Genomic DNA, 20,888 nt, shown 5'->3' with positions numbered 1-20,888 from the left:
GTGAGCGCCAACCCCCGAGGCCGCGGCCGCGCGAAGAAGTCCCACGACGACGCCGAGCACCCCGACGAGCGCTGGATGGCCTCGTACATGGACATGATCACCGTCCTGATGTGCATGTTCCTGGTGCTGTTCGCGATGTCGACGGTGGACCAGGAGAAGTACATCGCGCTGAAGAACTCCCTGGCGACGGGCTTCGGCGAGGTCGAGTCCCAGAAGGTCGACACCGCCAGCGGCACGGTGGTCACGAAGGACCAGGTCGAGGACGGCTCCGGCTACTCGACGGACGAGTCGCAGGCCGATCACTCCACCGCGTCGTCGGGCGCAGAGGACACGAACGTCGACCCGGCGTCGACCGTGGTGCCGGTGACCGCGACGAAGCAGGACGTCGCCGAAGCGGAGAAGGAGCTGGACGACCTCACCGCGATCGAGAGCGCCATCAAGAAGAACCTGGCGAAGGCGGGCCAGACCGCCAACGTGCAGTTCACGGTCGACGCCCGCGGACTGATCGTCCGGTTGATCGGCAGTGAGACGTACTTCGGCACGAACAGCGCCGACCTGTCCGACCAGGCGCGGTCGATCATGGACGCGATCGCGCCGGTGCTCAAGACCTCCGCTCACGACGTCAGCGTCGAGGGCCACGCGGACCAGCGGAACTCGACGGCGCCGTACGCCACGAACTGGGAACTCAGCGCCGCGCGGGCGACCGGCGTGCTCCGAGACCTGGTCGAGCGGGGTGGGATGCCGAGCGACCACGTGCAGAGCGTCGGGTTCGGCTCGAGCCGCCCACTCGCGAAGGGCGGCACGGACCAGGACCTCGCCCTGAACCGCCGGGTCGACATCGTGGTCCTGTCGAACGCCGACCAGGACGTCAGCGCCCTGATGCCGGCGCTCGCCAAGGCGCAGGACGGAGCCCACCAGGGCTGAACGAACGAACGAGCGGACGGGCGACAGCCCGACCGCCCCCAGAAGGAGGCACAGCCGGGGGACGGCACTGACGGGTGCGGCACGGGCGACCGATAGACGCACCCGTGACCGAGACCCTGCCCGCGCTCGAGGTGTACGACTTCGCACGCCCGTCGACGCTCGCCCGCGAGCACGCCCGGGTCCTCGAGCTCGCCTTCGAGACGTTCGCGCGCCAGTGGGGCACGCAGCTCACTGCGAAGGTCCGCGCGGTCAGCCAGGTCACCTGCGAGCAGGTGCAGATGACGACCTACGACGAGTACGCCGCGTCGCTGCCCGCGCTCACCGGCATGGTGCTGCTCCCGATCGCGGAGGTGATCCCGAAGGGCGTCCTGCAGGTCCCGCTCGATGCCGCACTGACGTGGGTGTCGCACGCGCTCGGCGCCTCGAAGCCGCTCCCGACACCGGACCGCACCTTCACGCCCATCGAGCAGGCCCTGGTCCGGAAGATCGTCGAGGATGCCCTCGACGACCTCCGCTACTCGTTCGGGGGGCTGCTCGTGCAGGACGTCTCGGTCGGCGGGTTCCAGTTCAACAGCCAGTTCGCCCAGGCCGCCCAGAAGGGTGACCTGATGATCGTCGCGTCGTTCTCGATCCGCGTCGGCGACCGCGTCGCCCCCGGAACGCTGGCCCTGCCGGCCGAGGCCGTCCTGCCGCAACTCGGCGAGGCCGCCGCGCACGTGTCGCCGGCCGACGCCCGAGCCTTGCTCGACGCGCAGCTCGAGAGCGTGCCCGTCGGTGTCAGCCTGCGCTTCGCGCCGGCGACCGTGCTGCCGACGCAGGTGCTCCGGCTCGCCGTCGGCGACGTCCTGCCGCTGCCGCACCCGCAGCACCGGCCCCTCACCATCGCGGTCGACGGGGAACCCGTCGGCACCGCCGCGGTCGGCGCGAACGGCTCGCGCCTCGCCGGCATCGTCGTCACCACCCCGAGCACGGAGCAGCACGCATGACCGAAACGACCACTCTCCAGACCACTGCGGCCGAGTCGCTCGCGGCGCAGCTGCCGATGGCCGCTCCACTGCGCGCGGTGCTCCTGCCTGGAGGCGCCACACCGGTCGTGCTCGACGCGGCGGCCGACGCCGTGGTCGCGTCGTTCGTCGGCGGCCTGTCGGCCGACCTCGCGCTCGTGCTCACCGACCTCGAGGCGATCAGGGCCGCCGGCGGCACCGACCACGGCCTCGTCGCGGTGACCGACGTGCTGCGGCCGTCGCTCGAGGCCGCAGCCGGGGTCCTCGGCGTCGGTGTCCTCGGCGAGGCGAGCCGCGAGTCGGCCGCGTCCCTGCTCGTCGACCCGGACACCGTCGTGTTCGAGCTGACCGGCGGTGGTCTGCCCGCCGGGTGGTTCGGCATCCGCGTGCGCGAGAACGGCACCGTCTCGGCCCCCGTCGTGGCGAACGTCCCCGCCGGCAACCTCGGCCGGATCAACAACGTCGAGATGACCCTCACGGTCGAGATCGGCCGCACCCGGATGTCGGTGCGGGATGTGCTCGGCATGGAGCCGGGCGCCGTCGTCGAACTCGACCGCAGTGCCGGCGCCCCCGCCGACGTCCTGCTGAACGGGCGGCTCATCGCACACGGCGAGGTCGTCGTCGTCGACCAGGACTACGCCGTCCGGATCACCCGCATCCTCGACGTCGCCGAAACCGTCTGACCCGCACGTGGACACCCTCCTGGTCACCCTCCGCGTCGCGCTGTCGCTCGGCGTCGTGCTCGCCCTCATGTGGGTGCTGCACCGCGCGAGCCGGAAGCGCTTCTCGGGCAAGCCGTCCGGTCGGCGTGCCGCGACGGTCGAGGTGGTCGGCCGGCAGGGCATCGGCGGCAAGGCGAGCGTCATCGTGGTCGACGTCGAGGGGGAGCGCCTCGTCCTCGGTGTGTCCGAGCACGGGGTGAACCTGCTCACGAGCGGGCCGGCGCCCGCGCCGGATCTCACCATCGTGACCGGGCCGGTGGCGCTGCCGGTGCGTTCCGCGCCGTCGGCCGACGCGTTCTCGCAGGAGCTGCAGCGACAGGACCAGGCCGAACAGCGCCTCCCGGCCGCCGCGGCGGAGCCGCTGCCCATGCGCCCGCGGAACCGGCGCGCCCAGCGCACCACGGTGCCCACCGTGCAGCAGCTGCAGGGCTCGATCCTGTCGGTCGACACCTGGCGGCAGGCCGCAGCCGCGGTCCGGAACCGGCGGACCGGGTGACTGCGGTGGGGTCCCCGCGGCTGGCCCGGTCCGGACGGCTGCTCGCCCTCGTCCTGCTCGGAACGGCGGTCGTCGCCGGCTTCCTGATGCTCACCGCGACCGGCGCCCACGCGGCCGGTGTCGTCGAGCCCTCCGCCCCGGCCACCCCGACGGCCCCCACGACCGGTGACTTCAGCGTCAGCGTGAACGGCCCCGACGGCACCCCGTCGTCGGCGGTCGTGACCCTGATCGGCATCACGCTCCTGAGCGTCGCACCGGCGCTCATGCTCATGATGACGTCGTTCACGAAGATCTTCGTGGTGCTCGCGATGACCCGGAACGCGCTCGGGCTGCAGTCGATCCCGCCGAACCAGGTGATCGCCGGCCTCGCGCTGTTCCTGTCGCTGTTCGTGATGGCACCGGTGCTCGGGCACATCAACGACGACGCGCTGCAGCCCTACCTGGCGGGGAAGCTCGACTTCGCCCAGGCGGTCGAGATCGGCACGAAGCCCCTGCGGACCTTCATGCTCCACCAGACCCGCGACGAGGACGTCGCCCTGATCACCCGCGCCGCCGGCCTCGACAACCCGAAGTCGATGGCGGACGTGCCGATGACGACCGTGATCCCGGCGTTCATCATCTCCGAGCTCCGCAGCGCGTTCATCATCGGGTTCGTCGTCTTCATCCCGTTCCTGGTGATCGACCTGGTCGTCTCCGCCGCCCTGATGTCGATGGGCATGATGATGCTCCCGCCGGTCATGATCTCGCTGCCGTTCAAGATCCTGCTCTTCGTGCTGGTCGACGGCTGGGGCCTCATCATCACGTCACTCATCGAGAGCTACCACGTTGTCTAGGGGGCACGCATGAACCAGCAGGCAGTCATCGACCTCGTGCTGCAGGCGCTCCTGGTGTCGGGCAAGCTCGCCGCCCCGGTCCTCGTGACCTCGCTCGTCGTCGGCTTCGCGATCTCGCTGTTCCAGTCGGTCACGCAGATCCAGGAGGTCACGCTCTCGTTCGTGCCGAAGGCCGTCGCCGTCGCGATCGCCCTGGTGATCTGCGGCAACTGGATGATCTCGGAGATGATCGCGTTCACGCACGTCGCCTTCGACATGATCCCGAGGCTGCTCGGGCACGGCTGATGGAGCTCGCCGTCAACGCCGACCGGCTCGAGGCCACGATGCTCGCCGGCGTCCGGCTCGTCGCGTTCTTCGTGATCGCGCCGCCGTTCTCGTACCGTGCGTTCCCGGGCACCGTGAAGGTGATCCTCGGGCTGGGCCTCGCCATCGGCGTCGCCCCGCGCGTCGCCGTCGGGTACGAATCGCTCGAGACGGGGCCGTTCCTGCTCGCGCTGCTCACCCAGCTCGTCGTCGGGCTGTCGCTCGGGTTCCTGGTGTTCCTGGTGTTCGCGGCCGTGCAGTCCGCCGGTGCGCTCATCGACCTGTTCGGCGGGTTCACCCTGGCGCAGGCGTTCGACCCGCAGTCCCAGGTGAACGGTGCCCAGTTCACCCGCCTGTTCCAGATGACGGCGCTCGCGCTGCTGTTCACCTCGGGCGGGTACCAGCTCATCGTCGGTGGGCTCGTGCGGTCGTTCGACGCGGTGCCGCTCACCGGCACGTTCGCGGTCGACGGGCTCGCCGCGATGCTCGTCGCCGCGATGTCGCAGATGTTCCTCGCAACGCTGCAGATCGCCGGACCGCTCGTCGTCGTGCTGTTCCTGGCGGACGTCGGGCTCGGCCTGCTCACCCGCGTGGCCCCGGCGCTCAACGCGTTCCAGATGGGGTTCCCGATCAAGATCGGGCTCACCGTCCTGTTCGCCGGTGCGCTCTTCATGGCCCTGCCCTCGGTGGTGTCGTCACTGACCGGCGACGCCGTCCAGGCGATCACGGGACGGGGGTGACGACGTGTCCGACAGCGGAGAACGCTCCGAACAGGCGACCCAGCAGCGGATGCGCGAGGTGCACGAGAAGGGCCAGGTCGGCCGCTCGCAGGACCTCGGCGCGTGGATCGGCATCGCCGTCGCGGCGCTCATGATCCCGGCCGCGATCGGCAATGCCGCCGCCGCCGGGCAGGACCAGCTGCTCGCCGTGCAGCGGGTCATCGAGGACCCCGAGATCGGTGCGGTGCGGGCCCTGCTCGCCGACGCCCTGGGATCGCTGGGCGCGACCCTCGGCCCGATGCTCGCGGTCGTCGCCGTGGCCGTCCTCGCCGCCGCGGTCGCGCAGGGCGGCGTGCACTTCCGGAAGATGACGCCGCAGCCCGAGCACTTCGATCCGATCGCCGGGCTGAAGCGGGTGTTCGGCACCCAGGCGCTCTGGAACGGTGCGAAGGCGCTGCTGAAGACCGCCGTCGTCGGGCTCGTGCTCTGGTTCGCGGTGCAGGGACTCATGCCCGTGCTCATGACGAGCGGTTCGCTGCCGCTGTCCGCCGTGCTCGAGGCCGCTGCCGCCGGCTCGGGCACGCTGCTGCGCGCCGCGATCGTCGCCGGGCTCGTCCTGGCCGCCCTCGACGTGTTCGTGGTGATCCGCCGGAACCGGAAGCGCACGATGATGACGAAGCGCGAGGTCAAGGACGAGAACAAGCGGAGCGACGGCGACCCCCTCGTGAAGTCCCAGCGGCGGTCGCGGCAGCTCGCGATGAGCCGGAACCGGATGATCCAGGCCATCGGCACCGCCGACGTCGTGATGACCAACCCGACCCACTACGCCGTCGCGATCAAGTACGAGCCCGGCAAGTCCGCGCCGCGCGTCGTGGCGAAGGGTGCCGGCCCCGTCGCCGACGTCATCCGTGCGCGTGCCGAGGACGAGCGGGTGCCGATCGTCCGCGACGTCCCGCTCACCCGTGCCCTGCACGCCGCGTGCGAGCTCGGGCACGAGATCCCCGTCGACCTCTACACTCCGGTGGCCCGGGTGCTGTCCTTCGTGATGGCGCTCAAGGCCCGGGGCACGGCGGCCGGCACCCACGCACCGCCCCGGCCGACCACCCCCGACGAGGTCGCGAGCGTCATCGACCCGGCCACGCTGACCGGTGACCTGCGCCCCCGCAAGCTCCGCACCCCCCGCACCGAACCGTCCATCACAGAGGGAGCCCCAGCGTGAAGCGCACGGACCTGCCGAAGCTCGTCGTCCCGGTGTTCATCGTCGGCATCATCCTGCTGCTGATCCTGCCGGTGCCGTCGTTCCTGCTCGACTTCCTGATCATCATCAACATCCTGCTGGCGCTGGTGATCCTGCTCACGACGCTGTTCGTGAAGAAGCCGCTCGACTTCTCGGTGTTCCCGTCGCTGCTCCTCGTCGCGACGCTGTTCCGGCTCGGGCTCAACGTCGCCTCGACCCGGCTCGTACTCGGCGAGGGCTTCGCCGGTGACGTCATCCAGGCCTTCGGCCACGTCGCGGTGTCCGGCTCGATCATCATCGGCGCGGTCATCTTCCTGATCCTCATCGTCATCCAGTTCGTCGTGGTGACGAAGGGCGCCGAGCGCGTCGCCGAGGTCGGGGCGCGCTTCACCCTCGACGCGATGCCGGGCAAGCAGATGGCCATCGACGCCGACCTGAACGCCGGGCTGATCACCGACCAGGAAGCCAAGGAGCGCCGGGCCGCGGTCTCCGCCGAGGCCGATTTCTACGGCGCGATGGACGGCGCCTCGAAGTTCGTCAAGGGCGACGCGATCGCCGGCATCCTGATCATCATCATCAACCTGATCGGCGGCATCGCGATCGGCGTGCTGCAGAACGGCCTGTCCGCCACCGACGCCCTGTCGAAGTACGGCATCCTGACCATCGGTGACGGCCTGGTCACGCAGATCCCCGCGCTGCTGATGGCCGTGTCGACGGGCATGATCGTCACCCGCTCCGGCGCCGAGTCCGAGATGGGTTCCTCGGCCGCGACGCAGCTGTCGCAGTCGCGGAACGCCCTGATGATCGCCGGCGTCGCCGCGATCGCCATGGGGTTCATCCCCGGCATGCCGATCCTGCCGTTCCTGCTCGTCGGCGCGACCCTGCTGTTCACGGGCTGGCGCATCGGCCGGAACGCCGCTCGCGCCGAGGCCGAAGCCGCCCAACAGCAGGCGCTCGCGGCCGCGGCGCCGACCGGCGACACCCCGGAGGACCTGCTCGAGCAGATGCGCGTGCACGCCCTCGAGATCCTGCTGGCGCCCGACCTGGTCGACATGGTGTCCGGTGCCTCCGACGACCTGCTCGGCCGCGTCAGGGCGCTCCGCCGCAAGATCGCGATCGACATGGGCATCGTCGTCCCGCCGGTCCGAACCCGCGACTCGATCGACCTGCCGCCGTCGACCTACGCCATCCGCATCGCCGGGGTCGAGGCCGGTCGGGGAACCGCCCCCGCCCGCAGCGTCCTGGCGCTCGGCGACCACCTGGACGGCCTGCCCGGCACCTCGACCGTGGAGCCGGTGTTCGGCCTGACCGGCAAGTGGATCCCCGCCGAACTCCGGCACGCCGCCGAGATGACCGGCGCGACCGTGATCGACCGCGTCTCCGTGCTCGTCACGCACCTGCAGGCCGTCATCGGCGACAACGCCGCACGGCTGCTCACCCGCGAGGACGTCAAGGTCCTGACCGAGGGCGTCAAGCAGGTCAACCCCGCCGCGGTCGAGGAACTCGTCCCCGGCATGCTCTCGATGGCCGAGCTGCAGCGGGTGCTGCAGGGCCTGCTCGCAGAGCGCGTGCCGATCAACGACCTCGGCCGGATCTGCGAGGCACTCACCCTGCGGGCCAAGGTGTCGACCGACCCCGAGGGCCTGGTCGAGTCCGCCCGCGCCGCCCTCGGCCCGGCCCTCGCCGCGCGTCACACGGACGCCGGCACGCTGCGGGTGATCATGATCGACCCGATGCTCGAGCAGTCGATGCTCGAGGGGCTCCGGCCGTCCGAGCAGGGCAGCCAGATCGTCCTCGACGCGCACCGCATCGAGCAGGTCCTGGGCTCCGTCCGTGACGCCGTGCGCTCGGTGGAGGACCAGGGGCTCTCCGCCGTCCTGGTCTGCGCGCCGCAGCTCCGCCCGGCCGTGCACCGCATGGTCGCCGCCCAGTCGAACGGGCTCCCGGTGCTGTCGTACCAGGAGGCCACCGCCGCGGGATCCGCCATCGAGACCGTGGGAGTGGTCCGTGCCGCCGACCCGATTGCAGCGTAGCGGCGCGACGCTCGAGTCCGTCCGCGACGCCGTCCGGACCGAGTTCGGTGCGGGCGCCCGCATCGTCGCGGCCGAGCGCGTGACCACGCCCGGGTTCGGCGGCCTGTTCCGCAGGGCGCACGTCGAGGCCACCGTCGAGGTGCCGGAACCAGGGGAGCAGCCCAGCGCGCGTGTCCTGATCGCCGACTCGCCCGTGCAGCGCGTCGGGATCGCGGCGCTCCTCGCCGACGCCGAGGAGGCCGAAGCCCGCATCGCCGGTACCGACGGCACCGCGACGACGCGGGCCGACGCGTTCGCGTCGGTGCTCGACGGGTTCCGGGCGGACGGGATCACGGGGAGCGCGCCGCGCCCGCCGCGGGTGCCGTCCGGTCCGGACGTGCCCGCGGGGGTCGACCCGCGCCTCCAGGCCGTCATCGACACACCGCCGGGAGGCCCGTCCGGCGCCGTCGACGCGGCCCCGGCCGTGCCTGCGGTCCGGCCCACCGCACCCGCCGTGCGGTCCGCACACGGCGATCTGGTGCTGCTGGTCGGCCGACCCAACGACGTGGACGCGGCCGCCGGCCTGTTCGCGCTCCGGCACGCCCTCCGCGCGTCCGACGCCGCCGACCGACGCGGCGCGATCCTGGCGCGTGCGGACGGCGTCCGTGACGGGCACGCGGTGCTCGCGGTCGCCGCGTGGGACGACCGCGCGACCGGTGCCGCCCTGCAGGCGGACCAGGTGTGGGTCGTCGTCGACGTCGGCCGGAAGCTGGCGGACTCCGCGGCGATGGTGTCCGCGGTGGCCGACCGCCTGCCGGTGGCGGGGGTCGTCGCGATCGGTGCGGGGGAGACCGCCACGCCCGAGTCCGTGGAGCTGCTGGGGGTCCCCGTGGTGTCGCTAGGCTGACCGGGTGCTGGTACTCACGCGGAAGGTCGGCGAGCGGATCCTCGTCGGCGACGACATCGTCATCACGGTGCTCGATTCCCGGGGCGACGGCGTCCGGATCGGCATCGACGCCCCGCGCGGGGTGAAGATCCAGCGTGAAGAGGTCGTGCGGGCCGTCGCCGAGGCGAACGCCGAGGCCGCTGCCGCCGGGGACGACGCCGAAGCGCAGCTGCGTGCGGCGCTCGGGGCGCGCGGTGGTGCTGCCGGTTCGGCTGCGTCCGACTCTTAGCGCAGGGCGATCGCGGCGACCGTCGCCAGGCCGGCCCAGCACGTGCTGGTCAGCGTGCCGACGATGAAGCGTTCCCGTGCGGCTGCCGAGTCGAGTTCGGTGAAGCGCCCGAGCCCCTTGATCGCGATGACCGCCGCCACGATCTCGAGGTGTCCGACCAGCGCTGCGCCCACGATCGCGAACCGCTCCAGGAACCCGATCACCGCGCCGCCGCGCAGCACCTCGGGCCGCGGCCGTTCGGGCACTGGTTCGTCGACGTTGGCGACCAGGATCCCGCCGTGCTGCCCGCGCTCGACGTCGTCCCGCATCGCGAGGCCGAGGACGACTCCGGTCACCGCGCTGCCGGCGAGCACCGCGACGATGCACACCGCGACGATCCCGAGGGTGCCGAGCGGCAGGCCGGGTGGCGACGGGACCAGCTGCAGGGTCTGGGCGAGCAGCAGCGCGACGACGAGCACCACGGACGGGACCGCACGGACCAGCAGTGGCAGACGGCGGACGACGCTGACGGCGGCCGCGGCGAGGAAGAGCAGGGACCCGAGCCCCCAGACGGTGACGGCGAGGGTCATGCGGGCAGGGCGGCTTCCGTGAGCAGGCGGACGAGGGCGGCACGGACGGCGTCGTCCGTCCGCAGTTCGGCGGTGCCGTAGCGCTTGGCGACGGCCTGCGGGGTGATCCCGAGGATGCCGGCGGCGTCGACCCGGGAGTGCCCGGCCCGCAGCAGGTCCGCCAGCTCCCAGCCCTCGTCGGAGCGACGTGCGCGGGCGCGGACGGCCTGGGCGACGAGCGGCTCGACGTCAGCGGTCCGCAGTCGGCGATCCGGCGCGATCTCCACCGCGACGTGCTCGGGGACGGTCTTCGCACGCTCGACCGCCTCGCGCGCGCTCAGGAACGCTGCGCCCCGGGCTGCGCGGGTCGAGGTCGGCAACGGCTCGTCGACCGCGCCGACGCCGAGCCCGACGCTCCACTCGCCCTGGCGTGTCAGGTCGAGCAGCACGTCGAGGGCCACCCCGGCGTCGTCGAGCAGGAGCTGGAACTCGTCACCGGCCGTGCGCTCGGGTGCCAGGACGGCTCGGCTGCCGATCGCGTCGGCGACGCGACGGAGCGCAGCCTCGACGCGGTCGTCGTCGTGTCGGCTGTCGACCTGGTCGACGGTCAGTGCGTACATGATGACCCCCGCGATCAACCCTACCGGGTTGATTTCGTCGAAATCAACCCCTCAGGGTTGATCACGGGCGCGGCTTCTTCTCCTGCTCGGGCGAACGGCCCGCGGCGGCCTCGGCGGCGAACCACGCGCGTGCCTCGTCCTGCCGTGCCTGCTCGGCGCCGAGTGCGATGGGAGCGCGGACGTGGCCGGGCTCGTACCCGAACGTCTCGATCAGCTGCGGGACGATCGGACGGATCCGGGCGACGAGCCGATCGATGTACGCCGACACGGCGCGTCCGCGCTGGGCCGACAGCCGACCGTGCAGCAGGTACCAATCGAGGTGCTGCTCGAGCAGGCCGAGGGCGAACAGGTCGCGCAGCCAGACCAGCACACGGCGGCTGTCACCCTCGGGGACCTCGTCGAGCGCCTCGGTGAACGCGTCCCACTGCATGAGCTCGGCGTGCGCCTTGGACGCCTCGATGAGCTCGTGCTGCGAGCGGTTCAGCAGGCGAGCCGCGCGGGAGCGGTCCTTGCCGGCCGAGGCCAGGCGCATCCCGATCTCGGACACCATCGTGTCGACACGGCCCGCGAGCAGGTCACGCTGCGTCCGGGAGTCCTGCAGGTCAGCGACGCTCGCGGACAGGGACCCGCGATCGGCCACGGTCTGCCCGAGGCGACGGATGCCGGACGCGTCGGCGAGCTTGCCCGCGGCGAGGGCGGCGACGAACTTCGCGGTGGAGGCCGGGTCCTTCGGGGCCTTCGCACGGAACTCGGTGAGCAGGCGCTTGCCGACGAGCTGGAGCAACACGGTGTTGTCGCCCTCGAACGTCACGTAGACATCGAGGTCGGCGCGCAGGCCCGTCAGGCGGTTCTCGGCCAGGAAGCCGGCGCCGCCGCAGGCCTCACGGCACTCCTGCAGGGTGTCCAAGGCCGACCAGGTGGACATCGATTTGAAGGCGGCGGCCTGGGTCTCCAGGTCCTCGCGGCGCTCAGGCGTGTCCTCGCGCCCGCTGAAGACGTCGTCGAAGGTGCGCAGGAGCTTCTCGTGTGCGAACGACTGCGCGAACACCGTCGCCAGGCGGGGGATCAGGCGGCGCTGGTGCCGGCCGTAGTCGAGCAGCACGCCCTCCGTCCCGTCACCGGTCGGGAACTGGCGGCGCTGCATCGCGTAGGTCAGGGCGATCTGCAGCCCGATCTTCTGTGCGACGACCGCGGCACCGTCGAGGGACACCCGGCCCTGCACCAGCGTGCCGAGCATGGTGAAGAAGCGGCGACCCGGCGAGGCGATGGGCGAGGAGTACGTGCCGTCCACGGCGACGTCGCCGTACCGGTTCAGCAGGTTCGTGCGGGGGACCCTGACGTGGTCGAACGCGAGCCGGCCGTTGTCGATGCCGTTCAGGCCGCCCTTCGGCCCGTCGTCCTCGCCGCGGACCCCGGGCAGGAACGCCCCGGAGTCGTCGCGCAGCGGGACGTAGAACGCGTGTACGCCGTGGTCGACACCCGCGGTGACCAGCTTCGCGAACACGACGGCGGCACGGCCGTGCAGTGCGGCGTTGCCGATGTAGTCCTTCCACGCGCCGCGGAACGGCGTGTGGATCTCGAACTCCTGCGTTGCTGGGTCGTACGTCGCCGTCGTCGCGATGCTCTGCACGTCGGAGCCGTGCCCGGTCTCGGTCATCGCGAAGCAGCCGGGCACGTCGAACGAGACGATCCCGGGCAGGAACGCGCGGTGGTTCGCCTCGGTGCCCAGGTGGTGCACGGCGGAGCCGAACAGGCCCCACTGCACGCCGGCCTTGATCTGCATGGACGGGTCGGCGGTGACCAGTTCCTCGAACGCCGCGAGGTTGCCGCCGTGGTTGCTCTGGCCGCCGAACTCGGCGGGGTACGGACGCTGGATCGCACCGGCGTCGACGAGGATCCGGAGCTGCTCGAGCACCCGGGCCCGGTGCTCGGCGATCGGCTGTCCCTCGACCTTCTGCACCGCGGGGTCGAGTGCGAGCCTGCGGGAGATCCGGCGGTCCTCGGCCCAGCGGCCGAGCAGGAGTTCCTCGACCAGCTCGACGTCGATGCGGACGTCGGTGTCGGTGCCTGCGGTGGGGGTGCCCGCTGCCGGGTCGCCCGCGGCGTCGGCGTTCGGCGCGTCCGGGGCGTCGAGGTCCTGGGCGGTGGAGCGCTGAGCGGATGCGGTGTCGACCATGGGCGGAGTCCTCCTGAGCTGCGGTGACCGTGTTGCCCCACCCACGCTAGACACCGCTGCCGACAGCGGTGTGAACGCCGTGCACGCCGGACAACCGGGCGCCGCCCCCGCACCGACGGGGTCGTGGGAACCCTCCAAACACGTGAGGCACCGTCGACGATTGGGCGCGCCCACCCGGCCGGGGGCAGACATGGCCGCCATGTCACGTACCACCCCCGCGGACCGCGACGGCCGTCCCGGACGCACCTTCTTCGGGCAACCGTTCGAGCTCTCCACACCGTTCGCGGTCGAGCTCTGGGAGCGCTTCTCGTTCTACGGGATGCAGGGCATCGTCCTCATCTACATGTACTACACGATGTCGCAGGGCGGCCTGGGCATCGACAAGGGCATCGCCAGCGGCATCATGGGCGCGTACGGCGGTGCTGTCTACCTGTTCACGATCATCGGTGCTTGGATCGCCGACCGACTGATCGGCGCGGACCGGACGCTGTTCGGCAGCGCGGTCGTCGTGATGCTCGGGCACATCGCCCTGGCGCTCATCCCCGGGGTCGCGGGTGTCGGCGTCGGCCTGGTGCTCATCGCGCTGGGCTCCGGCGGGCTGAAGGCCACCGCCACGACCATCGTCGGCGGCCTGTACAGCCGCGAGGACCCGCGTCGCGACGCCGGCTTCTCGCTGTACTACCTCGGCGTCAACCTCGGCGCGTTCTTCGGGCCGCTGCTGACCGGCCTGCTGCAGAGCTCCCTCGGCTTCCACTACGGCTTCGGGCTCGCGGCCGTCGGCATGGCGGCCGGGCTGGTGCAGTACGCCGTCCGCCGCCGGAAGCTGCCGGAGTCCGTCCGCGACGTCACGAACCCCGTCGACCGTCGGCGCCTGCCCCTCATCGGCGGCGCGGTGCTCGTCGTGCTCGCGGTGGTCGTCGTCGCGGTCCTGACCGGCCTGCTGAACGTCGGCAACCTGCCCACCGTCGTCGTCGCGATCGTCATCGTCGCGACCATCGCCTACTTCGTCGTGATCCTGTCGAGCGGTCTGACGCGCGACGAGCGGTCCCGGGTGTTCGCGTTCATCCCACTGTTCATCGGCAGCGCCGTCTTCTGGTCGCTCTACCAGCAGCAGTTCACCGTCGTGACCGTCTACTCCGACGAACGGCTCGACCGCTCGCTGTTCGGGTGGGAGATGCCGGTGTCGTGGGTCCAGTCGATCAACCCGGTCTTCATCATCCTGCTGTCCGGCGTGTTCGCCGCGATGTGGACGAAGCTCGGTCCCCGTCAGCCGTCCACCCCGACGAAGTTCGTCCTCGGCACCGGCATCATGGGCCTCGCCTTCCTGCTGTTCCTGCCCTTCGTCGGCTCGGGCGAGAACGGCACGCCGCTGCTCGTGCTGGTCGGCATCCTGCTCGTCTTCACCCTGGCCGAGCTGCTGCTCTCACCGGTCGGGCAGTCCGTCGCGACGAAGCTCGCCCCGCCGAAGTTCCAGACGCAGATGGTCGCGCTGTTCTTCCTGTCGGTGTCGCTCGGCACCGCGGTCACCGGTGTGTTGTCCCGGTACTACGACCCGGCGAACGAAGCGCCCTACTTCACTGTCCTCGGGCTGGTCGCCGTGGCCGTCGGCGTGGTCCTGCTCGTCATCGCCAAGCCGGTGCTGAGGCTGATGCGCGGCATCCGCTAACCTGACGGAAGCCACGGCCGACGCAACCAAGGAGTCACCCCATGCTCGAACTCATCGCAGGCATCATCATCGGCATCGGCGTCCTCGGTGGTGTGGGCTGCTGCATGGCGGTCGCGGCCATGATGAAGAGCGGCTCCGAGGAGTACTGAGTCCCTGACCCGGACTACTCGCCGCTGTCGGTCGTGACCGGCACCAGCTGACGACTCAGGACGGTCGCGCGCTCGAAGGGGCCGCGGCCGTCCTTCGTGTACACGGGCTCCTCGAACGCCACGGTCCACGACAGCGGCTCGCCGACACCGGGGTACCCCACGAGCTGGTTGCCGCCCGGAGCCACGATCACCCCGATCGGTTCGTCCGCCCAGCGCTCTCCGCCCTGCGCGGTGTCGATGACCTGCACGAGGGCGCCGATGCCGAGACCGGGAGCGTCGTCGGGGCGGGGACTGGGGGAGCGGCGGCGTCCGAACACGCCATCACCGTAGCGGCGCGTGGTCATGGAACGTCTGTGCGGCACCTGTCGACACGCTGACGGCCCGGCCACCGGGTGGTCAGGACACCCCGCCGACAGCGCTTCGAGTGGTCACGAACTGTCGGCTGCGCCGCCGCCATCCGACAGTACGTGACCCCTCGGCGAACGTTAGCGGGGTGTTGCGACCACTCACCAAGGCCCGCGTCAGACGGCGGCCGGCTCCACCCGCGCGATCTCGGTGATCGACGAGTGGCCCGTCTCGGGGTGCTTGCGCATCGAGAGCAGCCGCTCCATCGACGGTTCGAGCGCGGTCACCTTGTCGAGCGGCGCGCTCACGACGAGCTGGAACCCGAGCCGGAGCCACGCAGTGACGGCACGGCCGGCGAACTCCGAGTCCGCCTTGATGAACGCCTCGTCGAGGAACACCGGCGCGAACCGAGGCCGCGGACGCGTCTCGTCGCCGAGCTGGTACCGGAGCGCGGCACCGACGATGAACGCGACGAGCTCCTGCGTCTCGCCGCCGGACTTGTCGCCGAGCGACGAGTACACGCCGAGGTCGTTGCCGGACGTGTCGTACCGGACCGCGGTGATCTCCATGTGCCGACGGACGTCGAGCACGGCGTCGCGCTGGGTCGTGCGACCGCGTGCGGCGTCCGGGTCGGGGCGGATGACCGCCATGAAGCGCCGGAGCCGGCGGAACCGGGTCTCGAGCACGTCGTCGGTGAGCTCGGTGTCGACGGACGCGGACAGCGCGCGGAGCTCACGGCGGAACGCGGTGACGTCCTCGCGGGTGACGCGGCGGATCTGGATCTTCAGACGGTCCCGGTTCGCGCCGAAGGGCAGCTCACGCAGGATCTCGTTGACCGGCTCGAGCCGCTCCTCGATCTCCACGACGGCGCGGTCGAAGGCACCGGCGAGCGGGACGAGGTCCTCGCCGCTCCACTGCGACAGCCGTCGGCGCCACTCGGTGCGGCGGGCGTGCAGGCCGGTGGCGACGATCTGGTCGAGGATGGCGTGGTAGTCCGGGTAGGACGCGACCCCGGTGCCGAGGTTCGGGTCGGGCCAGGCGTCCTGGTACCGCTGGAACGTCAGGGTCAGTGAGGTCGAGGCGGCCGCGGCACCGTCGAGCGCCTGGGTGAGCCGTTCCTCGAGCCGCCGCTTCAGCCTCCGGCTGGCGTCGTCGAAGCCGTCCACACCCTCGGGAGCGCCGATCTCCTCGAAGGTCTCCTCGAGCAGCCGGGACTGCCGGTCGTCCGGCAGGGCCTCTGGCGACGCCTCGAAGCGCTCGAGGATCTCGGCGGCGGCGTCCTGGCCGTCGACGAGCACCGCGTGTCGCTCCTCGAGCCGCTGGACGGAGAGTCGGGCGGCCGAGCGGCGGTCTGCGGCTTCGTCCAGGGACTTGCGCAGCCGGGCGACCGAGCCGCGGAGCGTCCGGAGTCCGTCGTCGGCGGCGAGCAGGGCGTGGCGCTCCTCGTCGAGCCGGGCGAGGGAGGCCTCGACGCCCTCGACGTCGATCGCCGCCCAGGTGACGTCGACCACGTGCTGGTGTGCGGCCCGCAGGACGTCGAGCGCCGTGAGGTCCTGCGCGACGTCGGTCCTGCGGGCCTCGAGCGTGGCGAGGTCCTGCGCGATGGCCGCGAGCTCCTGCTCGACCGCGGCCACACGGGCCTCGTTCGTGAAGCCGATGACGTTCGCCTGACGCCGGTCACCGTGCGCACCGCGGCGGCCGTCCCGGAGCTGCCCGGACTCCGTGACACGACGGCCGCCACCTCCGAGTTCCGAGGCCGACGTGACGCAGCGGGCGTCGGTGCGCTCGGACTCGATGCGTTCGCGCACCCAGGTGCTGAACGGCGACGGCTTGATCGCGAGCTTGCCGGAGACCATCGAGGGGTCGCCGTCGAGGTCCAGGTGCGGGCCGGTCGGCACACCCTCGAACTGCACGCGGACCGGCAGGCGGAGCGCGTCGATCGCCTCGCTGAACTCGGCCAGGCGGTCCTGGTCGACGAGCAGCGTGCGGGCGACCGGGGCCAGCACGGACTCGATCGCCGTTCGCCAGCGCTCCTCGCCGGGCCGGACGTCGAGCAGCTCGGCGACGAACGGCAGCTCGGACGGGTCGATGCCGGCGGCGCGGGCCATCGCGAGCCGGGCCTCGTGCATCGGCAGCGGCATCGCACCCTGCCGGTGCTCGAGCGACTGCCGCTCCTGCCGTAGGGACCGCTCGCGGTCGAGGAGCGGGTACTCCTCGCGGGTCAGGGCGTCACGTCGCTCGTCGAGCGCGGTGCGCTGTGCGGCGTACGAGCCGAGGAAGTCGTGCGAGGTGCGCTGGGCAGCGGTGAAGTCGGTTTCCGTGGCGACGGCCGTGCCGAGCACCGCGGTCCGCTCGTCGAACGTCGTGCGGGTGCGGACCACCCCGTCGCGCTCGCGCGTCAGTCGCTCGATGCGGTCCTCGAGCTGCGCCAACGCGTTGCCGCCCTGGTCGCGGAGCCGTGCTTCGGCGTCACGCAGCTCGATCTCGACGGCGGCGTGCCGGGCCTCGGCCGCGGCGACCTCGGCTCGGGACGCCGTGCGCTCACGCCCGTTCCGGTCGACCTCGGCGTCGAGCAGCTCGCGCTTGCGGGACGCGGTCCAGTGCGCGAACGGCGAGACCTCGGCGCCGGTGGCGATGCCGTCCAGCGCCGCTGCGGCTTCGGTGGCGCGCGAGATCTCGGCGTGCAGGTCCGTGATGGGGGAGAGGATGCGGACCTTGCGCTCCTCGGTGTCCATCGCCTCGTACGCCTCGTCGAGGGCCGAGAAGTGCGCGAGGGCGCGGTCGGCGGCCTCGTACGTGCCCGGGGTCTCGAGCACGAGCGACTTGTACAGCGCGTCGACGGTCGGCAGGTGCTGCCCCGCCTGGATCCGGGCGAGCAGGCGCATCGCCCGGTTGCCGCCGCCGGAGTCGCCGATGCCGAGGCGGGTCTGCAGCGTGTAGGCGAGCTCCTGGTACGTGTCGCGGATGACGAGCCCGGGCACGCGCCCGGTCAACTCGAGGTGGTGGAACCGCGCCGGCACGAACTCCTCGAGCCGGCGGAGGTCGAACGTGTCGTCGACGGTCGCCATGGTCATCTGGATGTCGCCGACACCGCGGGCACGCTTCGGCACGATGTACGCACGGAGCACCGTGAAGCGCCGCTCGTCGTCGTTCCGGAACGTGACCGCCGCAGCGCCCCAGGTGGTCTGGTCGTCGCCGCGCAGGTTCACGTCGCGCAGGCTGCCGGTCTCCGGGTCCCGCCGGGTGTCGACCTTGCCGCGCAGGTACGTGAGCAGGTTGCGCTGGTCGGCGCTGCGGGCGCGGCCCGTGGTGGCGTCGTTCGAGGCGCCGTTGAACGGCACATCGGACGGCATCATCACGGCCAGGTAGGCGTCCATCAGCGTGGACTTGCCGGTGCCGGAAGCGCCGGAGATGAGCGTCGCCGTGCCGGAGAGCTCGACCTGCCGGTGGCCGTGGAACCCGCCCCAGTTGACGACCTGCATCGACTCGGCGCGCCACTGCGCGACGGTGTCGAAGAGCGCCGGGATCTCGAACGTGTCGGTCACGCTTCCATCTCGCCTTCGTCGTCGGTGTCGGTCTCGGCTTCGCCGTCTGCCGGGAGGCCCGGGTCGTCCCCGTCGGTCGGCTCGCCGCCCGGGTCGGCCTGGTCGGCCTGCGCGGTGGTCGTCCGCAACCAGGCGTCCAGTTCGAGCAGGCGCTCCAGGGGGAGCAGCACCTCGACCACGCTCGCCACCCGGAAGCGGTCCGGACCCGAGGTGCGGATCAGGATGCGCGCCGTCACGAGACGCTCGATGGCCTTCGCCACCCGGCCCTCGTCGCGGGTGCGGTCGGTCGCGGTCGCCGGACGGAAGCCCGCCACGTGCCCGAGGATCTCGGAGCGGTCGACGACCACCTGGTCCGGGCCCGGTCGGGCGTCGGCGCGCAGGCGCATCCGAAGGTAGACGAGGACGATCGTCTCCTCGCGGGTGTACGGCAGGTCGCGGAGCAGGGTCGGGAACGTGCGGCGCTGGCTCTCCGAGCGGGCCTGGCGCTTCCAGGCGACCTCGCGGTCACGGTCGACGTGCAGTTCGAGGAACAGGTCGTTCAGGCGGGAGCGCAGCTGGTACTCGGCGTCGAGCACGGCACGCCACTCGTCTGGGTGCGTGCGGGAGCTGACGTAGGAGTGCCGCAGCAGTGCCACCAGTGCCCGTCGTTGGTGCTCGTCGAGCCGCCCCTCGTCGCCCTCGAAGAGGGCGAAGCTGGACTCGTCACGCTCGTCGTCCGGCATCACGGATGCGGGGTCGTCGTAGGGGACCGTGTCGTCGACCGGTGCCGGCGTCGTGTCGCTCACCGTGCCTCCTGTGCGTTCTCGTCGTGGGGGACGCCGACCGGCCGGCGCTCGTCGTCGAGCGCAGCGGTGGGCATGTGGAAGGTGATGGGGGTGCCGTCGGGCCGGACCGTGCGGTGCTCGGCGACCTGGGCGGCGGACTCGAAGTCCTCGCGCCCCGTCAGCAGGTGCGCGAGACCGAAGAGCTCGACCGGCCGACGTTGCTCGGGCGGCAGCCCGTGGAACGCGTCGACGCTGGAGTCGGCCTCGGCGAAGCGGAGTGCCGCGCGCAGCTCGGTCAGCAGCGGCCCGCCGTGCTTGCGGAGCATCTCCACGTCGAGGTCCTCGAAGACGTCGTCGTCGGGCTCCTCGATGGGCGGCGGCACGGACTCGGCGTCCGGGTCGTAGAAGCGCTCACGGAGCGTGCCGACCTCGGCGGCCGCCGGTAGGAGCGGCAGCGGGATGCGGTCGCGCGCACTGCCCTGGTCCATCAGGGTGGCGAGACCGCGGTTGATCGACCGGAGCACGGCGTCGAGCTCGCGGTCGCGGACCACGTCGTGGGCGACGATCTGGTCGCGGAGGGTGGCGGTCAGCTGACGGCGCTGGGCGAGGACGTCCTCGATGCCCTGGCGCAGGATCGTCACGGTGTTGCGGAAGGCTCGACGCTCGCCGGCTCCGAGACCCTGCGCGAACGGGTGCGCCAGGATCGTCGCGATGTCGTCGCGGAGCCGCAGGAGCAGGGCGTCGTCGCGGAGGAGCTCGAAGGCGCCCTCGAAGGCACGGCCCTCGGGCGTCGCTTCCATCAGGTTGTCCGTGCGCGTCAGGTAGTCGTCGAGGATCTCGCCGATCGGGCGGACCTCTTGCCGGAAGTCCTCGACGATCGAGCGGTGCATCGTCGCGACCGCCTCTTCAACGCGCTTGAAGTCGCTCGGCAGCTGCCGGATCAGGTCGGAGATGTTCGTGTAGCCGTCTCGCATCCGGTCGTCGTCGACGGCCACGACGTCGTCGCCGTGCTCCAGGCGGTCCCGTTCGGCCTGGAGTTCGGCGATCTGGGCGTCGATCCGGCGGATCTGCACGTCGGGATCGGGCTCGGCGCGGGCAGCCCACCGGTGCACGGCGTCGACGATCATCGCCAGACGGCTCTCGCTGATCAGGGCACGGTCGGCCGACAGGGCGTCGACGAGGGAGAGCGCCTCGAGCGCGTGGCTCGTCAGGGAGTACTGCTCGTCGCCGTCGGGGGAGTTCGAGCGGACGAGCCACTGGGCGCCGACCCACTCGCGGCACAGCGCGCGGCCGTTCGGGCGCGCTTCCTGCTCGCCGTCGGCCTGCTCGTTGGCCGTCGGCACTGCCTGGTCACTCGCGGGCACGCGGGCACCCGCCGCCTGCAGGCGTGCGACGTGCTCCTCGACCTGCAGGTGCATGCGGTCGGCGGGGACGTACTGCACGTCGCGGTCGAACACCGTGCGGAACACGGCGAGGACCGTGGCGCTGGTCGGCCGGGACATGAGCCGCAGGGTCGGACGGTCGAGGACCGCTCGGACCCGGGCGAACTCGAGGTCGACGTCGGTCATGCGCCCCTTCGTCCGATCGTGCTGGTGGTCTGGCCCGCGTGCTGCGGCCTGATGAGATGACAAGAGCCCGACGCTGCTGCGC

19 protein-coding genes are annotated in these 20,888 nt (G+C 71.7%); 12 read left to right on the top strand and 7 right to left on the bottom strand.

The window, feature by feature from the left end; genetic code table 11:
* The 11 genes from ITJ56_RS10585 to csrA all read left to right on the top strand — a co-directional run bounded on the left by ITJ56_RS10585 (position 1) and on the right by csrA (position 9,425).
* Positions 1-924: an OmpA/MotB family protein gene (locus tag ITJ56_RS10585; protein WP_194630514.1), complete on the top strand. Its 924-nt coding sequence runs from the start codon at positions 1-3 to the stop codon at positions 922-924.
* Between the two features lie 104 nt (positions 925-1,028).
* On the top strand, positions 1,029-1,910 hold the full coding sequence (locus tag ITJ56_RS10580) for a flagellar motor switch protein FliM (RefSeq protein ID WP_194630512.1): 882 nt from the start codon (positions 1,029-1,031) through the stop codon (positions 1,908-1,910).
* Complete coding sequence (gene fliN / locus ITJ56_RS10575; protein WP_194630510.1) at positions 1,907-2,611, top strand: flagellar motor switch protein FliN; 705 nt, start codon at positions 1,907-1,909, stop codon at positions 2,609-2,611. The genes ITJ56_RS10580 and fliN overlap by 4 nt, the downstream gene beginning before the upstream one ends.
* 7 nt (positions 2,612-2,618) lie before the next feature.
* The gene (locus ITJ56_RS10570) at positions 2,619-3,146 is read left to right on the top strand and encodes a FliO/MopB family protein (RefSeq protein WP_194630508.1); all 528 of its coding nucleotides are present in this window, start codon (positions 2,619-2,621) and stop codon (positions 3,144-3,146) included.
* Positions 3,143-3,979 carry a flagellar type III secretion system pore protein FliP gene (fliP, locus tag ITJ56_RS10565; RefSeq protein ID WP_194630506.1) on the top strand — a complete coding sequence of 279 codons (837 nt, stop codon included), beginning with the start codon at positions 3,143-3,145 and terminating at the stop codon, positions 3,977-3,979. Before ITJ56_RS10570 ends, fliP begins: the two co-directional genes overlap by 4 nt.
* Before the next feature lie 9 nt (positions 3,980-3,988).
* Positions 3,989-4,264 carry a flagellar biosynthesis protein FliQ gene (fliQ, locus tag ITJ56_RS10560; RefSeq protein WP_194630504.1) on the top strand — a complete coding sequence of 92 codons (276 nt, stop codon included), beginning with the start codon at positions 3,989-3,991 and terminating at the stop codon, positions 4,262-4,264.
* Positions 4,264-5,022: a flagellar biosynthetic protein FliR gene (locus ITJ56_RS10555; protein WP_194630502.1), complete on the top strand. Its 759-nt coding sequence runs from the start codon at positions 4,264-4,266 to the stop codon at positions 5,020-5,022. The genes fliQ and ITJ56_RS10555 overlap by 1 nt, the downstream gene beginning before the upstream one ends.
* Positions 5,023-5,026: 4 nt before the next feature.
* Complete coding sequence (locus ITJ56_RS10550) at positions 5,027-6,220, top strand: EscU/YscU/HrcU family type III secretion system export apparatus switch protein (protein ID WP_194630501.1); 1,194 nt, start codon at positions 5,027-5,029, stop codon at positions 6,218-6,220.
* A complete protein-coding gene (locus ITJ56_RS10545) occupies positions 6,217-8,271 on the top strand; it encodes a flagellar biosynthesis protein FlhA (protein WP_194630498.1) in 2,055 nt (684 codons plus the stop codon). The genes ITJ56_RS10550 and ITJ56_RS10545 overlap by 4 nt, the downstream gene beginning before the upstream one ends.
* Positions 8,246-9,157 carry a hypothetical protein gene (locus ITJ56_RS10540; protein ID WP_194630496.1) on the top strand — a complete coding sequence of 304 codons (912 nt, stop codon included), beginning with the start codon at positions 8,246-8,248 and terminating at the stop codon, positions 9,155-9,157. The genes ITJ56_RS10545 and ITJ56_RS10540 overlap by 26 nt, the downstream gene beginning before the upstream one ends.
* A 4-nt stretch (positions 9,158-9,161) precedes the next feature.
* Positions 9,162-9,425: a carbon storage regulator CsrA gene (gene csrA, locus ITJ56_RS10535; RefSeq protein WP_194630494.1), complete on the top strand. Its 264-nt coding sequence runs from the start codon at positions 9,162-9,164 to the stop codon at positions 9,423-9,425.
* Here the strand turns inward: csrA and ITJ56_RS10530 are convergent.
* From ITJ56_RS10530 to ITJ56_RS10520, 3 genes are all read right to left on the bottom strand, one after another.
* Positions 9,422-9,994 (bottom strand): hypothetical protein, encoded by a 573-nt coding sequence (locus tag ITJ56_RS10530; protein ID WP_194630492.1) that lies wholly within the window; start codon positions 9,992-9,994, stop codon positions 9,422-9,424. The two genes, csrA and ITJ56_RS10530, sit on opposite strands and share 4 nt — an antisense overlap.
* Positions 9,991-10,593, bottom strand: coding sequence for a DNA-binding protein (locus ITJ56_RS10525; protein ID WP_194630490.1), 603 nt, complete (start codon positions 10,591-10,593; stop codon positions 9,991-9,993). Before ITJ56_RS10525 ends, ITJ56_RS10530 begins: the two co-directional genes overlap by 4 nt.
* A 61-nt stretch (positions 10,594-10,654) precedes the next feature.
* On the bottom strand, positions 10,655-12,769 hold the full coding sequence (locus ITJ56_RS10520; RefSeq protein ID WP_194630488.1) for an acyl-CoA dehydrogenase: 2,115 nt from the start codon (positions 12,767-12,769) through the stop codon (positions 10,655-10,657).
* 190 nt (positions 12,770-12,959) lie between these two features.
* Here ITJ56_RS10520 and ITJ56_RS10515 point away from each other — a divergent pair, with 190 nt between their 5' ends.
* Positions 12,960-14,435 carry a peptide MFS transporter gene (locus tag ITJ56_RS10515; RefSeq protein ID WP_228517493.1) on the top strand — a complete coding sequence of 492 codons (1,476 nt, stop codon included), beginning with the start codon at positions 12,960-12,962 and terminating at the stop codon, positions 14,433-14,435.
* Positions 14,436-14,598: 163 nt separating this feature from the next.
* Here the strand turns inward: ITJ56_RS10515 and ITJ56_RS10510 are convergent, their stop codons facing one another.
* The 4 genes from ITJ56_RS10510 to ITJ56_RS10495 form a co-directional block, all read right to left on the bottom strand.
* On the bottom strand, positions 14,599-14,928 hold the full coding sequence (locus ITJ56_RS10510) for a hypothetical protein (RefSeq protein ID WP_194630484.1): 330 nt from the start codon (positions 14,926-14,928) through the stop codon (positions 14,599-14,601).
* 177 nt (positions 14,929-15,105) lie between these two features.
* Positions 15,106-18,474 (bottom strand): ATP-binding protein, encoded by a 3,369-nt coding sequence (locus ITJ56_RS10505; RefSeq protein ID WP_194630482.1) that lies wholly within the window; start codon positions 18,472-18,474, stop codon positions 15,106-15,108.
* Entirely contained in the window at positions 18,471-19,259 is a 789-nt protein-coding gene (locus ITJ56_RS10500; RefSeq protein ID WP_194630480.1) for a DUF4194 domain-containing protein, read from the bottom strand. The genes ITJ56_RS10505 and ITJ56_RS10500 overlap by 4 nt, the downstream gene beginning before the upstream one ends.
* A complete protein-coding gene (locus ITJ56_RS10495) occupies positions 19,256-20,806 on the bottom strand; it encodes a DUF3375 family protein (RefSeq protein WP_194630479.1) in 1,551 nt (516 codons plus the stop codon). Before ITJ56_RS10495 ends, ITJ56_RS10500 begins: the two co-directional genes overlap by 4 nt.
* Positions 20,807-20,888 lie beyond the last annotated feature (82 nt).

This window comes from Curtobacterium sp. VKM Ac-1376 (assembly GCF_015351025.1).
Lineage (GTDB): Bacteria > Actinomycetota > Actinomycetes > Actinomycetales > Microbacteriaceae > Curtobacterium.
This window is presented reverse-complemented; position numbering and strand designations above follow the sequence as displayed.

Excerpts from the sequence above, each read along its gene's own strand:
- fliN (WP_194630510.1), top strand. The coding sequence starts at position 1,907 with ATGACCGAAACGACCACTCTCCAGACCACTGCGGCCGAGTCGCTCGCG.
- fliQ (WP_194630504.1), top strand. The coding sequence starts at position 3,989 with ATGAACCAGCAGGCAGTCATCGACCTCGTGCTGCAGGCGCTCCTGGTG.
- ITJ56_RS10555 (WP_194630502.1), top strand. The coding sequence starts at position 4,264 with ATGGAGCTCGCCGTCAACGCCGACCGGCTCGAGGCCACGATGCTCGCC.
- ITJ56_RS10530 (WP_194630492.1), bottom strand. The coding sequence starts at position 9,994 with ATGACCCTCGCCGTCACCGTCTGGGGGCTCGGGTCCCTGCTCTTCCTC.
- ITJ56_RS10525 (WP_194630490.1), bottom strand. The coding sequence starts at position 10,593 with ATGTACGCACTGACCGTCGACCAGGTCGACAGCCGACACGACGACGAC.
- ITJ56_RS10520 (WP_194630488.1), bottom strand. The coding sequence starts at position 12,769 with ATGGTCGACACCGCATCCGCTCAGCGCTCCACCGCCCAGGACCTCGAC.
- ITJ56_RS10515 (WP_228517493.1), top strand. The coding sequence starts at position 12,960 with ATGGCCGCCATGTCACGTACCACCCCCGCGGACCGCGACGGCCGTCCC.
- ITJ56_RS10510 (WP_194630484.1), bottom strand. The coding sequence starts at position 14,928 with ATGACCACGCGCCGCTACGGTGATGGCGTGTTCGGACGCCGCCGCTCC.
- ITJ56_RS10495 (WP_194630479.1), bottom strand. The coding sequence starts at position 20,806 with ATGACCGACGTCGACCTCGAGTTCGCCCGGGTCCGAGCGGTCCTCGAC.